Here is a 13,937-nt window from a genome sequence, read left to right on the forward strand (position 1 = left end):
TGGATATAGGGAAGGCGTCTCGCGAGGTCCCTCTACATACAACACGGTCGAGACTGCATAAGTTGACAAAAAAAGACGGCACGTGAGCGCCGTCCTTACAAAACAATGAGTGTTCTCGTTAATTACACAAGCACCGTGATGGACAGGTCGGACGAGTCAGCAAAACCACCATAAAGGTGCCTATCCCCTTCGTGGTGGTTGTTGGCAGTTACCAGGGGGTTCTGGCGGTTGAAGACTCGATTGCTTCGTGGCGTTTGAGCTCGCGGCGCATGGTTTGCGAGTTGAGCCAAGCGGCCTTCCAACCGCGCGTGGGGTAGCGCGCCTCGTCAATTTCGATCTTGGTATAGCCGCAGGCGTTGACAATCTTCGTTCCGCATGGGTGTTGGCGCTCGCGTTGAAAGTTGGGGCCGTAGCTTTGGTGCACATGCCCGTGAATCATATAGTCGGGACCCCAAGACTCAAGAGCCGCATTAAAGCACTCGAATCCTCGATGCGGCAGGTCGTCCAGGTCGCCCATGCCTGCGACGGGTGCATGGGTAAGTAGAATATCGCATCCGTCTACCAGTGCGATTTTTCGCGATAGCTTGCGCATGCGTTTTGCCATCTCGCGCTCGGTATACATGTTCGCGCCGTCGCGGTAGCGCATGGAACCGCCCAGACCCGCAATGCGAATACCTCGGTACACATATACGCTGTCCTCAACACAAATGCACCCGCCCGGTGCATGGCGCGCGTAGCGGTCGTCGTGGTTGCCACGAACGTACACAAGCGGTTTGTTGATGACAGTGACCAAAAACTCAAGATAGTCCGGATCCAGGTCGCCTGCGGATAGAATCAGGTCAACGTCCTCAAAGCGCTCCTTGCGAAAGCACTCCCACAGGCATCGCTCTTCGGTATCGGCTATGGCAAGGATTTTCATAGGGCGCGGACCTTCGGCTCATCGTCGAGTTGCGGAATGGTGCCCACCACGTTGTCGGCCAGCCAGTCCATCTCGATGATTTGCGTGCTCGGCAGTGGGGGAAAGCCCTCGATCTGCACCACGCCGTCTTGGCTATGGAGCTCGCCGCCAAATGGGTTGATGGAGCCCTCGACAATGCCGTTGCGAAGCAGCTGCACAAGTTTACGCGTCTGATAGGGTAGGCCCGGAGCGTAGCGAATATCGATGACGCCGGAGCTCATACCGTACCAGTAATTGACGGCGCGCACCTGCTGGTCATCGGCGGTCTCGTCCCATGTGCCGTGCAGTAGGCTGCGTACGATGAGTTCGTAGTAACGGCCCCAGTTCCATACCGGCATAGCAATACCGGTAACTTCCTTGCCGTTTACCAGACGGTGAAGCCCGTAGGCGGTGGGGTCCTCGAGAGACTTGGACATATCGGCGCCGGTCATGATGCTCACGCCCTCGCGACACATGGCTTCGGCAAGGCCTCCGGCGGGCACATCGCCCCAGGTCAGGATAATTTGCGCACGGGGGTCGAGCAGCGAGGCGCCAATCGCAAAGGCGTTGATCTCGCTGAGTGCGCCCGAGGCGAAGACTGACGCGTGATAACCGATGCGGTGGTTGTCCGCCATGCTGGCGGCAAGGGCGCCCAGGAGAAACTTGGCCTCGTACATCTTGCCAAAGTACGATCGGACGCTTTGGTGGGGAAGGCCGATAGAGCAGTTAAGGAACCGCACCTGGGGATACTCAACCGCAGCCCTGAGCGTGTATTCCATCAGGCGGTGCGAGGTCGAGAAGATGACGTTTGCTCCATGTTTGACAGCCGTTTCCACGGCGGCGTAGAACACGTCCGGATCGTGACAGTCCTCGAACGCCTCGGTGCGCACGATACCGCCAAAGTGCTCATCGAGATACTGACGTCCTTGGTCGTGCAGGCTGTCCCAGCTCGACGTCGCACAGGGGAACTCATGGATAAAGGCGATGCGCAGGGGGTTGGCCGCCGAATAGACGGTCTTGCCCATAAAGAAGTTGAGCACGCCGGAGGTGGACTTGGCGGGTGTCTCTTGCTCATCGACGCTCGGCGCTTCGACAAGATCGACTTTGTCCTCGTCGCTTTTGCCGGCAATGACAAGCTCGCGCCAAATCTTGCACAGACGGTTGACGACGATATCCGTCGGCGTATCCAGCAGACGGTCCTGGTTGTAGACGTTGAGGTAGACGAGCATGGCATCGGCAGGCGTAATGTCCAAGTGGTCGCCGCCCGCGCGAAGATAGGCGCGCTTAAAGAGCAGGAAGGTGTGACGTAGGTAGTCGACCTTCTTTTGAGGCCATTTTTCGACAAGATCTTGGCCGAGCATTTTGGCAAGCATCTCGTAGCTGCCCTCGCGCGAAAACTCAATCTCGTACAGGGGGCATACGTACCAAAAGGCGCAAAACTCACCGTACAGGCGGCTCTCGACGGAATCCCACTTACCGGGGTACAGACGCGTCACCTTGGCCGAAACCGTCGGAGCGTCAAGGAATTTGAGGACGCTGACACGCTTGTTGCCCTCTTGGACGTAAAAGCGGTGCATGAACTCGGTGACGATGATGGGGTCGCGGTAGCCCTCGGAGATTTGGATATCGTAGAGGTTGGACCATTTGCGGGCGAATTCGGTATTCCAGGGGAGCAGCGGCATAAAGTTACACGAAAAGGCGGACTGGCGACCTTTGGTAACCGTGCCGACGACCATTTCGAGCGGAATGTCCCGCAGGCCGATGTTCTCGCGCTGCCCGCAGGGAAGCTGGGCGACCAAGCTGTCGAGGTCCGTAAGATATGGATGCTCGCTTTGGCTGATGGCGCGACGGCGTCCCTGTTCGCCGCGCTTGCGCGCTTGACGATAGGCCTCTTCCATGGTGTCTACTCCCTTAGTCGTTTAAACAACGATATGAACCATGGTACCACGATGCGAAACCACCACAAAGGTGCCTGTCCCCTTTGCGGTGGTTTTAGGCGATGATGGGGGCGATGGCGCGGATGCAGGCGTCGGCTGCCGTAAAGGTGGTGCTGTCGTCACTGACGATAAAGATGATCTTACCCTTAATGCCAAAGTCGCCGATCTCGCTAAAGAGCACGTAGGGTTCCTTGTCAAAGCCCGAGATGGGTGAAACGGCGACCTTGGTGGCACAGGCGAGCTCGTCTGCCAGCGCATCGAGCGAGTCCCACTTTGACGTGTCCTTCACCGCGACGGGAACGACAACGCGTCCAAAGGGCATGAGGTGCACGAGTGTGTTCTTGGAGATGTTGGAGTTGGGGACGATGATGGTCTGTCCGCAGGCGTCCTCGATGGTCGTGTGGCGCCAAGTGATGTCCTGGACCACGCCCGACACGCCGCCGACCTCGATATTGTCGCCGGGCTTGATGATGCCCATAAAGGTCACTTGCATGCCGCCGATAAGGTTTGATAGCGTGTCCTGAAAGCCGAGCGAGATGGCGATGCCGCCGACGCCAAGAGCGGCGACGAGCGCGTTTGCGTTAATGCCAAAGCAGTTGTCGAGGATAAAGCTGCCGCCGATCATCCAAATGACGGCACGCGCGATGTTGATGAAGATGCTCGATGCGGGAAGCGGGTTGTCGTCTCGGTTGAGTAGGTGGCGCAGGGTCTTGGATGCCACCTTGGCGGCGATGGCGGTGACTATTACCAAGATGACGGCCCAGATGATGTTGTGGACCCAGCGCTGCTCAAAGAAATGAAGAATCGGTTCAAACAATTCCATGTAGGGAAAACCTCCTAATGATCATTCAACCATGATACCCACCAAAAAGCCCGTCCGATCACATCGGACGGGCCGATAACTTGAGATGGGGTGGCCGCGGTGGCGTAAGCTGGGCCGCCGGCGAGCACGCCGGCAAGGAGTGCGGCGGTCAAGCAAGACGGGGAAGGAGTCTTCTCATGGCAGTTTCCTTAGTTCTTAACCAGTGGTTCCTGCTGACGCTGGATTATCGACATGATATGCGAAAACCGTCGCAAAGGTATCTGTTCCTTTGCGGCGGTTTTGACGTTTGCGCAGATAAAACCTGCCAAAATAAACCTGTCCCTTATTGGCAGGTTTTAGCTCAGCAGCATGCGGTCGTTGGCGAGCTCGCCGCCCGAGACCTCCTCGAACTTCTGCAGCAGGTCGGCTACGGTGAGCGACTTCTTCTCGTCGCCGGCCACGTCGTAGATCACATGGCCCTCGTGCATCATGATCAGACGGTTGCCCAGACGGATAGCGTCATTCATGTTGTGCGTAACCATGAGCGTGGTCAGATGGTTTTCGTCGACAATCTCCTCGGTCAGATTGAGCACCTTAGAGGCCGTCTTGGGGTCGAGGGCCGCGGTGTGCTCGTCGAGCAGCAGCAGGCGCGGCTTGGTGAGCGTGGCCATGAGCAGGGTGAGTGCCTGGCGCTGCCCGCCCGAGAGCAGGCCGACCTTGGCGTTGAGGCGCGTGTCCAGACCAAGGTCCAGGCGCTTGAGCGACTCAACGTACTCGTCCTTCTCGGCCTTGGTGACGCCCCACGAAAGACCGCGACGTTGGCCACGGCGCTTGGCGAGGGCCAGGTTCTCGGCGATCTGCATGTCGGCTGCGGTGCCGCGCATGGGGTCCTGGAACACGCGGCCCAGGTACTTTGCGCGCTGCGACTCGCTCAGGCGCGAGATGTCGGTGCCGTCGAGCTCAATGACACCCGAATCGAGCGGATACACGCCGGCGATCATATTGAGCAGCGTGGACTTGCCGGCGCCGTTGCCGCCGATCACGGTTACAAAGTCGCCATCATTGAGGGTAAGGTCGACGCCGGTAAGCGCGCGCTTCTCGGTGACGGTGCCCTTGTTAAAGGTCTTCTTGACGTGCGAGAGCTTAAGCATCTGCCTCATCCCCCTTCGTGTAGGAGCTGCGGAGCTTATAACGCTCCCAAACCACGGGCACGCACAGGGCCACGGCGACGATCACTGCGGAGAGCAGCTTCATGTCGTTGGCGTCCATGCCCAACTGCAGCACGATGGCGCGGATGAGGAAGTACACCACGGAGCCAAAGACGGCGGAGGCAAGACGGACGCTAAACTGCGTGAGACCGCCGGGCAGCAGGCGGCCGAGCACCTCGCCGATAACAATAGCGGCAAGATCGATAACGATGGCGCCGGTACCCATGCCAATGTCGGCATACTTTTGGCTCTGGCAGATAAGCGCGCCAGAGAGGCCGATGAGGGCGTTGGAGAGCACGAGGGCGATCATCTTGGTGGAGTTGGTGTTGACGCCCAGGGCGCGGATCATGTACTCGTTGTTGCCGGTAGCGCGCAGTGCCGAGCCGATCTCGGTGCCAAAGAACCAATACAGGATGGCAACGATAGCCACGGCGAGCAAGATGCCCAAGATAATGGCAACGGTGGACTGCGGCAGGCCGGTCATGTTGCTGACGGACGAGAAGATGGTGCCCTTGGCGAGGATGGGCGTGTTGGACTTGCCCATGATGCGCAGGTTGATGGACCACAGACTGATCTGCGTAAGGATTCCGGCGAGGATTGCGGGAATCTCAAAGACGGTGGTCAAGATGCCCGTGACGGCGCCCGCGATGGCGCCGGCGCACATGCCGGCCAGCACGGCGAGTAAGGGGTCGACGTTATTGTTGACGATGAGCACGGCGCAGACACAGCCGCCGAGGGCAAAGCTGCCGTCGCAGGTCATATCGGGGATGTCGAGCAGGCGGAACGTGATAAACACGCCAAGCACCATAATGCCCCAGAGGACGCCCTGCGAAACGGCGCCCTGCAATGCAATGAGCATGCTTCATACCTCCTAGGATAGGGTGGACACGTGATTTTCCATAATAGCGGTACCAATGCATAAAAGAGCGGCGGACAGACGTTTTGTTTTACCTGAAACAAGCAGGGCGAACGCCGGCCTTTAGCGTTCGCCCCAATGACTCAGATATTGAATAACGCAGCCGTGGCGCGCGTGCGGGCCCTAGACGCGTTACTCGTCCAGAGCGGAAAGGTCGATGCCCAGAGCCTCGGCCATCTCGTCGTTCTTGACGACGACCAGGTCCTTGCTCGAGAGGTGCTTGATCGGCATATCCTCGGGCTTGGCCTCGCCCTTCAGGATCTTGACGGCCATCTCGCCCGCGGCGTAGCCCAGATCCTCGTAGTTGATGGAGAGGGTGAACAGGCCACCGGCCATGCACATGCCCTCCTCGCCAGTCACGTAGGGAAGCTTGTTTTCCTTGCAGATCTGGCCCACCTGCGAAGCGCCCGCGGCGATGGTGTTGTCGGTGGGGGAGTAGAGCGCGTCGACCTTGCCCACGGCGGACTCGACGACGGACTGGATCTCGTTGGAGCTCGAGACGGTGAAGTCGGTGTACTCCAGGCCCAGCTTGCCGAGTTCCTTCTTGGCGGCCTTGATTTGGACGTCGGAGTTGGACTCGGCGGTGCAGTAGAGCAGACCGACCTTCTTTACATCGGGCAGGACCTTCTGCATCATCTCGAGCTGCTCGGCGACCGGGGTGAGGTCGGAGGCACCGGTGACGTTGGTGCCGGGCCTGTCGTTGTCCTGGACCAGGCCGGAGGCGGCGTAGTCGGTGATGGCGCAGCCCACGATGGGGATATCGGCCGTGGCGCCGGCGGCGGCCTGCGCGGCAGGCGTGGCGATGGCGTAGATCAGGTCGACGTTGTCGCCCACAAACTTGTCGGCGATGGACTTACACGTGGACTGGTCGTTCTGGGCGTTCTTCTGGTCGATCTTGACCTTAAGACCGCTCTTCTTGATGGCCTTGACAAAGCCGTCATTGGCGGCGTCGAGTGCGGAGTGCTCGGTGAGCTGCAGAACGCCGATGGTGTAGTCGAAACCGGCGGCTGCGGAGCCGGAACCAGAGTTGCCGCCGCATCCGGCAAGCGGGGCCAGTGCGAGCAGACCGGCGGAGACCAGAAGGCTCCTGCGGCTGATGGTGATGTCCTTCATATCGTTACCCCCAGTATAGAAATGGCTGGAAACACTGCACTCAATCAAAGTGCAAGTGGAACTATAGTAGCGCGGATGTCCATTTTTACAATAACCTGGCGAGTTTTTTAATACAGAATCGGATGGGCGGTACGGGTAGTCGAATGGGCGGCGAAGGGTCCTATGCGGCTGACGAGGTGTCGTCCTCGTCCAGGGCGGCGAAGAGCTTCTTGCCGTCGAGGAGACGCGTGGTGACGTTTCTCATGCGGCCAATCTCTACGGTACGCAGCGTGTCATCGGCGCCTTGGGTGTCATAGACCGTTCCCAGCAAATACGAGATGCCGTCTCGTTGCTTGATGGCAAAGGGCCGGAGTGTCATCCGTGCCACTTCGACCTCTCCGCGTGCCGTGACGCTCGAAATATCAAAACTCACCGTGGTTCCGTGGTCGATGGCCTGCTCGATGAGTTCGCAGGCGTCGATACGCTTGATGGGCGCGCGTTTGGCCTTGGTGGATTTGCTGCTTACGCTTGGAGCGGGCTCGGGTGCATCGAGGTAGCCGCGAACGTCGACACTCGCCATGGCGACCAAGTGCTGCGCCATGCTTTTTCGGATGGCGATGGGCGTAGAACGGTTGCGCATGACCATGCCGTGGAGCCGGATGATCTCTTCGTCGGTGAGCGGACGGGTCAAGAGCCGATACCCCACGCCGCGTTTGTATTCAATCTCATATCCGGCATGGCGAAGTGCGGAGATGGCGGTGTAGATGCTGCGCCGCGCCGCCGAGATGGGCATGCGGGCGGGGTCGTCGGGATGGGCGAGGAGCTCGACCAGCTCGTCGGAAAGCAGTGCTTTGTCCTCGCCGGTGTTCTCGCTCAAGAGCTGCAGGATGCGTACGGCGCGATAGGCTGCCATCGAGGCGGAGCCCCTGGTCGTGGTCTCGTAGTTTTCAACAACGGCTTCGGTCATAGTGCCCACGTCCTTTCCTTTTTTGGTGATGGCAGACCAGAGCCTAGGGCGCGGAGCCTGGCCAAGGACGCGTGACGCCTTGGACGGTCGATGGTTGCCGGCAAACGGCGGGTCGAGTTTTCAACAACCCTGCCTTACTGACCAAAACCTTGCCAAAAGCTTGACGGATGCTGTTGAAAAAAGCGCCTCTCGGCCGATGTCGAGAGGCGCTTGTGCGATGAGTGTTGCGCGTGGCGACGCGAGCTAGTGCCCGACGATTAGAAGTCGGCGTTGCCCACGGTGCGCGGGTGCGGCAGGACGTCGCGGATGTTGCCCACGCCGGTGAGGTACATCACCAAGCGCTCGAAGCCCAGACCGTAGCCGGCGTGCTTGCAGGAACCGTAGCGGCGCAGGTCAAGGTAGTACTTGTACTGCTCGGGATTCATGCCCAGGTCCTTGATGCGGGCCTCGAGCAGATCCAGGCGCTCCTCGCGCTGGGAGCCGCCGATAATCTCGCCAATACCGGGAACCAGACAGTCGGCGGCGGCGACGGTCTTGCCGTCCTCGTTCATGCGCATGTAGAACGCCTTGATCTCGGCCGGGTAGTCGGTTACGAAGGTCGGGCGCTTAAAGTGCTCCTCGGTTAGGAAGCGCTCGTGCTCGGTCTGCAGGTCGATGCCCCAGCTCACGGGATAGTCAAACTTGTGACCGGCGGCGACGGCCTGCTCCAGGATCTCGACGGCCTCGGTATAGGTGACGCGGGCAAAGTCGGAGTTGGCGACATGGTCCAGGCGCTCGAGCAGACCCTTGTCCACAAACTTGTTGAGCATATTGAGCTCGTCGGGGCAGGTTGCCATGACGTCCTTGAGGACATACTTGAGCATGGCTTCGGCGTTATCCATGTAGTCGTTCAGATCGGCAAATGCCATCTCGGGCTCGATCATCCAAAACTCGGCGGCGTGGCGCGTGGTGTTGGAGTTTTCGGCACGGAAGGTGGGGCCAAAGGTGTACACGTCGCCAAAGGCCATGGCAAAGTTCTCGGCATTGAGCTGGCCGGACACGGTGAGGCTCGCATGCTTGCCAAAGAAGTCCTGGCTCCAGTCGACCTCGCCGGACTCGGTGAGGGGCGGGTTTTTGGGGTCGAGCGTGGTCACGCGGAACATCTCGCCGGCGCCCTCGCAGTCACTCGTGGTGATGATGGGAGTGTTGACGTAGACAAAGCCCTGCTCCTGGAAGAAGCGGTGGATAGCGGCAGCCGCGACAGAGCGGATGCGGAACACGGCGCGGAACAGGTTGGTGCGCGGGCGCAGGTGCTGCTGGGTGCGCAGGAACTCGACGGTTGCGCGCTTCTTCTGCAGCGGGTAATCCGGAGCGCTCGTGCCCTCGACCTCGATGGAGGTGGCAGAAAGCTCGAAGGGCTGGGGCGCATCGGGGGTCAGCTTGACGGTGCCGGTGCAAATGAGTGCGGCCGAGACGTTTTGGTGGGCGATCTCGTCGTAGTTGTCGAGTGCCTCGCGGTTCATGACGACCTGCAGGTCGCGGAAGCAGCTGCCGTCGTTGAGCGTAACAAAGCCAAAGTTCTTCATGTCGCGGACGGACTTGACCCAGCCGGCGACGGTGACGGTCTGGCCGCCGAGCGACTCGGCATCGGCATAGAGCTGCGCGATTTTGGTGCGGTTCACGTATCCTCCCATAACGGTTGAATGATAGTTATCCATACAGTTCGATATTCTAGCAGCTCGGCTCATTTGGGCTATACAGATAAGGCATTGGCGGGATGGTTTTTCAAACGAAAAGCGCCCGCGGCCAAATGGTCGCGGGCGCTTGACGAGGTGCCTTTTGGCTGTGTGGCGCGGGGCCTTGCTACTTGGTCTTGGCTACCAGCAGCGGGTCGCCCAGCTTGACGAGCGGGTTGCCGCCGATAAGCGTACCGGACTCGCCGACATGGTCGATGCTCTTGAGGCGGTCGAGCTCGGAGACGATGACGGTCACGATGTCCTCGTGGCCGGCGGCCTTAATGGCGTCGCGGTCGAAGCTGATGAGCGGCTGGCCGGCCTTGACCTCATCGCCCATCTCAACAAAGCGGGCAAAACCCTTGCCGTTCATTTCCACGGTGCCCAGGCCAACATGGATGAACACGCGAAGACCGTCCTCGGTGATCATGCCGATGGAGTGGTTGGTGACGGTGGTGGCGCCGATGCGGCCGTTGGCGGGCGCATAGATGGTGCCGGTGATGGGCTCGATGCCGTAGCCCTGACCGAGCATGCCCGAGGCGATGGTCTCGTCGGGGACCTCGTCCAGGTTGACGAGCACGCCGTTGACGGGGGCATAGATGACGCCTTCGCGGGTGGCGAAGCTTGCTGCGGGCGGAACGGACGCCTCGCCCGTCGAGGTGAAGGTGGACTTAAGCGAATCGAGCAGACCCATAGTTGCCTCCAACGTATCAAGCGCGCATATGGCACGCGTGTAATGAAGCCGGAAACGTTTCGTATGTGTTTCCCGGCACGGTCAGCGCTCCTATTTTACGCTGTGAAACGATAGCGCTGAGCTGGGATTATGTGATATATCAGTTGAAGGTGAACTTATTGCGGGAGTGTTTCTGCGCCCTGGGCCCAACTGGGGTACGCTTGAGAGCGGAAAAATAGTGCGCACGAATTGCGCGAAGGGAGCACATATGATTGTCGAGAACCATGCGCTGTGGGGCGAGGAGCCGACCGAGGATTATCCGGCGACGTTTACGTATCTGGGTGCCGAGCCGCTGCCCGACAAGCCCAATGGCCGCCGCCCCGCGGTGATCATCTGCGGCGGAGGCGGGTTTACGCATATCGCTCCGCACGAGCAGGATCCCGTGGCGTTTGCGTTTTTGGATCACGGTTACCAGGCCTTTGTGCTCAACTATGTGACGAGTGGCACGGGTGACGTGAGTTTTCCGCACCCGCAGGCGGACCTCGCCAAGATGGTCGCTACCGTGCGCGCCAACGCCGACGAGTGGCATGTCGATCCCAGGCGCGTGTGCATCGTGGGCTTCTCGGCGGGCGGCATGATTTGCGCTTCGCTGGCAACGCAATGGAAGACTGGTCCCTTCGCGGGCCTGGCAGGGGCGCGCGCGGACGACATTCGTCCCGATGCCGTGGTGCTAGGTTATCCATTGCTCGACTTTGCCTATGTGCGCGACATGCAGACGCGCGATCCGCGCATTGACTTGCGTGTGCCCAAGACGGGCGGCAAGACGGGGCGCGATCTTCTCAACGACTACCTGTCGATGGTGACGGGTGGCGAGGCAACTGACGAGCATTTGGCTGATATCTGCCCCACCACGCATGTTTCGCGTCAGATGCCGCCGACCTTTGTGTGGGGCGTGTCCGACGACAAGACGGCGCCGATCGCGCAGGTCTATCCGTTTGCGCAGCGCATGGCCGAGGAGGGCGTCGCTTGCGAGATGCACGTCTTTGACCAGGGCGGTCACGGCCTTTCGCTCGGCAACGCCAACACCGCGGTCGACAACGAGGACAAGCAGGTGGCAGTCCGTCCTTGGATCCGCCTGGCCTTCCGTTTCCTGGAGCGCCACGGGTTTTAGTTACGGCGTTTTGCCAAACGCCGTAACCGCATGACGCTGCAAGCCCGCCAGAGCGGCAATCTGCCTTTCAACTTCGGCGGCATGACCAGAAGGTCAATGCCGCCTCGTTTCAAGGCACCTTGCTCGCCCTGGCGGGCTTTCGCTGTCTGCGCCAAAACATCGGCGTTGTCTTGGCTGCCAAAAGAATGATCCCTCGGGGACGGAGGAAAATGGATCAGTTTGGGCGGTGCTGGCGTCAAGGTTTAAGACCGATGTCGTCCCTTGTTGCTTTCCTACCAAACGGTGAACTGGGCGTTCTCCGTGTTCCAATGGACATCGCGAACGTAGTCTCGCACGGCCGTCGCATCTCGTGCTTCGAACAACTCAAGAATATGAGCATGTTCGCTGTTGGCTTTATTGAGCAGTTTGCAAGCCGTCTCTTGGTCGACAGTCTCGTAATCGCGCTTGATAAAGCAGCGCTCGAGTTGCGAGATCATGTCGCGCAGACGGTCGTTGCCGCAGCGGTTGAAGTACGTAAGGTGAAAGTCTCGCTGAATATCGTCGTACTTACGGATGAGGCCGCCTTGGATCGCAAGGTCCATGGACCCAACCAAAAACTTCAGCTGCATGATGTCCTCGTCGGTTAGGAGAGGGCAGGCGAGGTATGCCGCCTGCCCGTCGAGAGGCCCCATAATCTCAAAGACTTCAACGGCGTTTTGCTGATCGAACCCTCGGACGCGGAATCCGCGGCGGGGGAGATTGTCCAGATAGCCGTCGCTTGCCAGCTGGATGAGCGCCTCGCGAACCGGCGTGCGCGACACGCCCATGGCATCGCAGATCGCCTGCTCGCTCACGCGGTCGCCGGCCGAAAGCTCGCCGGCGTCTATGCGACTCGAAATATAGTCGTATACATGATCCTTCAAGGGTCTTCGGAGCGTTTCCATGAGCTTATATTCCTCAACTGTATATTTTCAAAAATAAATACGTTTCGCCTGAATAGGCTAATTGAATTATAGAACGACCAGTTAAATCGCGCTACCAAACCAGAAGAAGCAATAATACGCTTACCGAGAAATATCTACCGTTCATGATTGTATACAATATACAAAACAGTAAAGACACCCTAAGATAAAGCCATCGGAAGGAAGGCGGGCGCAAGGAAGTCCGCTCTCTGCTAAGAGGTCCAAGGAGGATCATCATGACTAAGTTCAGCCACGTCATCATCCGTCGTCCCGGCAAGTCCCTGAGCAATGGCATCACGAGCGCTCCCGAGCTTGGCCAGCCCATCTACGAGCGCGCCATCGAGGAGCACTACGATTACGAGCATGCGCTCGAGCAGTGTGGCGTTGACGTGTCGGTGCTGCCGGCGCTTGAGCAGTATCCCGACAGCTGCTTTGTCGAGGATCCGGCCGTTATCACTCGCTGCGGCGCCATCATTACCAACCCCGGCGCCGACAGTCGTAATGGCGAGAAGGACGAAATCGAGCCGGTCGTCCGTCGCTTCTTTGACGACGAACATGTCAAGCACATCGTTTCCCCCGGCACGCTCGACGGCGGCGACGTCATGATGGTCGGCGACCACTTCTACGTCGGTCGCTCTGCTCGCACCAACGAAGAGGGTATCCGCCAGTTCTGCGAGATTCTCGAGGGCTGGGGCCTCGAGGGCTCCGAGGTGCCTCTGGAGGAGGTCCTGCACCTCAAGACGGGCGTCAACTACATCGAGGACAACAACATGCTCGTCTCCGGTGAGTTCATCGATAAGCCCGACTTTGCCCAGTACAACAAGATCGTCGTGCCCGAGGACGAGGCTTACGGCGCCAATTGCATCTGGGTCAACGGTACAGTCATCGTTGCCGAGGGCTATCCGACCGTGCTCAAGGCCGTGCAGGATCTGGGCTACAAGACGCTCGTTGTCGATACCTCCGAGTACCGCAAGGTCGACGGCGGCCTCTCCTGCCTGTCGCTGCGCTTCTAATACGGTCGCTGTACTAGCTTAATGATCGCTTGACCGATGGCCCGGCACCCGATTCGGGCGTCTGGGCCATCTTTGTGCGGTCGCTTGATGGAGGGGGTGCACATAGAATGGCCTCTAAAACTTGTAACGACGAGATGATCGACCCCAATGGTCTGGATCTCTTCCGTCTGACTATGATGGTCATCACCGCGAGCATTTGCGGCGGTATCTTTTCGCTTGCCGGTGATATGGCAGCAGGCGGAGCCAATACCGGCGCGGTTATTGTCTCGTGGGGAATTTGCTTTATCGGCGTCTTTGCGCTGATGATGGTGTTCAACGGTCTGTCTCAGGCTCGCCCCGACCTGACCGGCGGCATCTATGCATATGCTGCGGCTGGCTTTGGCGATTACATTGGATTCAACTCCGCTTGGGGCTACTGGATCAGCGCGTGCCTTTCCAACGTGAGCTTTGCGCTCTTGCTGTTTAGCGCGCTGGGCTATTTCTTCCCTGCGTTTGGCACGGGCAATAATCTACTTTGGGACTGCGGACGATTTCTTGGACCGCTACGCGGCCCTTCCCAGCGCGGCGC

The 13,937-nt window shown here is 59.3% G+C and carries 13 protein-coding genes; 3 read left to right on the forward strand and 10 right to left on the reverse strand.

Going from position 1 to position 13,937, the window contains the following annotated elements; translation table 11 throughout:
* Nucleotides 1–208: 208 nt before the first annotated feature.
* The 9 genes from DW195_RS08205 to DW195_RS08245 form a co-directional block, all read right to left on the reverse strand.
* Nucleotides 209–919: a metallophosphoesterase gene (locus DW195_RS08205; protein WP_117635372.1), complete on the reverse strand. Its 711-nt coding sequence runs from the start codon at nucleotides 917–919 to the stop codon at nucleotides 209–211.
* Nucleotides 916–2,835 carry a BMP family ABC transporter substrate-binding protein gene (locus DW195_RS08210; RefSeq protein ID WP_118206424.1) on the reverse strand — a complete coding sequence of 640 codons (1,920 nt, stop codon included), beginning with the start codon at nucleotides 2,833–2,835 and terminating at the stop codon, nucleotides 916–918. Before DW195_RS08210 ends, DW195_RS08205 begins: the two co-directional genes overlap by 4 nt.
* 94 nt (nucleotides 2,836–2,929) lie before the next feature.
* Nucleotides 2,930–3,697, reverse strand: coding sequence for a mechanosensitive ion channel family protein (locus DW195_RS08215; RefSeq protein WP_117635370.1), 768 nt, complete (start codon nucleotides 3,695–3,697; stop codon nucleotides 2,930–2,932).
* A 335-nt stretch (nucleotides 3,698–4,032) separates the two neighbouring features.
* The gene (locus DW195_RS08220) at nucleotides 4,033–4,827 is read right to left on the reverse strand and encodes an ABC transporter ATP-binding protein (protein ID WP_117802924.1); all 795 of its coding nucleotides are present in this window, start codon (nucleotides 4,825–4,827) and stop codon (nucleotides 4,033–4,035) included.
* Nucleotides 4,820–5,743: an ABC transporter permease gene (locus tag DW195_RS08225; protein ID WP_118206425.1), complete on the reverse strand. Its 924-nt coding sequence runs from the start codon at nucleotides 5,741–5,743 to the stop codon at nucleotides 4,820–4,822. Before DW195_RS08225 ends, DW195_RS08220 begins: the two co-directional genes overlap by 8 nt.
* 189 nt (nucleotides 5,744–5,932) lie before the next feature.
* On the reverse strand, nucleotides 5,933–6,913 hold the full coding sequence (locus DW195_RS08230; RefSeq protein WP_118206426.1) for an ABC transporter substrate-binding protein: 981 nt from the start codon (nucleotides 6,911–6,913) through the stop codon (nucleotides 5,933–5,935).
* Between the two features lie 160 nt (nucleotides 6,914–7,073).
* Nucleotides 7,074–7,868 (reverse strand): hypothetical protein, encoded by a 795-nt coding sequence (locus DW195_RS08235; RefSeq protein WP_147356503.1) that lies wholly within the window; start codon nucleotides 7,866–7,868, stop codon nucleotides 7,074–7,076.
* Between the two features lie 248 nt (nucleotides 7,869–8,116).
* Nucleotides 8,117–9,520 carry an asparagine--tRNA ligase gene (asnS, locus tag DW195_RS08240; protein WP_055285210.1) on the reverse strand — a complete coding sequence of 468 codons (1,404 nt, stop codon included), beginning with the start codon at nucleotides 9,518–9,520 and terminating at the stop codon, nucleotides 8,117–8,119.
* Between the two features lie 181 nt (nucleotides 9,521–9,701).
* Nucleotides 9,702–10,265: a PTS glucose transporter subunit IIA gene (locus DW195_RS08245; protein WP_118206428.1), complete on the reverse strand. Its 564-nt coding sequence runs from the start codon at nucleotides 10,263–10,265 to the stop codon at nucleotides 9,702–9,704.
* Between the two features lie 247 nt (nucleotides 10,266–10,512).
* Between DW195_RS08245 and DW195_RS08250 the strand changes: the two genes are divergently transcribed.
* Nucleotides 10,513–11,415, forward strand: a complete 903-nt coding sequence (locus DW195_RS08250; RefSeq protein ID WP_118206429.1) for an alpha/beta hydrolase — start codon at nucleotides 10,513–10,515, stop codon at nucleotides 11,413–11,415.
* Nucleotides 11,416–11,687: 272 nt separating this feature from the next.
* Here the strand turns inward: DW195_RS08250 and DW195_RS08255 are convergent, their stop codons facing one another.
* On the reverse strand, nucleotides 11,688–12,317 hold the full coding sequence (locus DW195_RS08255) for a GntR family transcriptional regulator (RefSeq protein ID WP_233503167.1): 630 nt from the start codon (nucleotides 12,315–12,317) through the stop codon (nucleotides 11,688–11,690).
* A 275-nt stretch (nucleotides 12,318–12,592) separates the two neighbouring features.
* Between DW195_RS08255 and DW195_RS08260 the strand changes: the two genes are divergently transcribed.
* Entirely contained in the window at nucleotides 12,593–13,369 is a 777-nt protein-coding gene (locus DW195_RS08260) for a dimethylarginine dimethylaminohydrolase family protein (RefSeq protein ID WP_117635364.1), read from the forward strand.
* 107 nt (nucleotides 13,370–13,476) lie between these two features.
* On the forward strand, nucleotides 13,477–13,937 hold a 461-nt coding region (locus tag DW195_RS08265; RefSeq protein ID WP_118206430.1), incomplete at its 3' end, for an amino acid permease.

It is taken from the genome of Collinsella sp. AM17-1, assembly GCF_003470665.1.
Classification (GTDB): domain Bacteria; phylum Actinomycetota; class Coriobacteriia; order Coriobacteriales; family Coriobacteriaceae; genus Collinsella.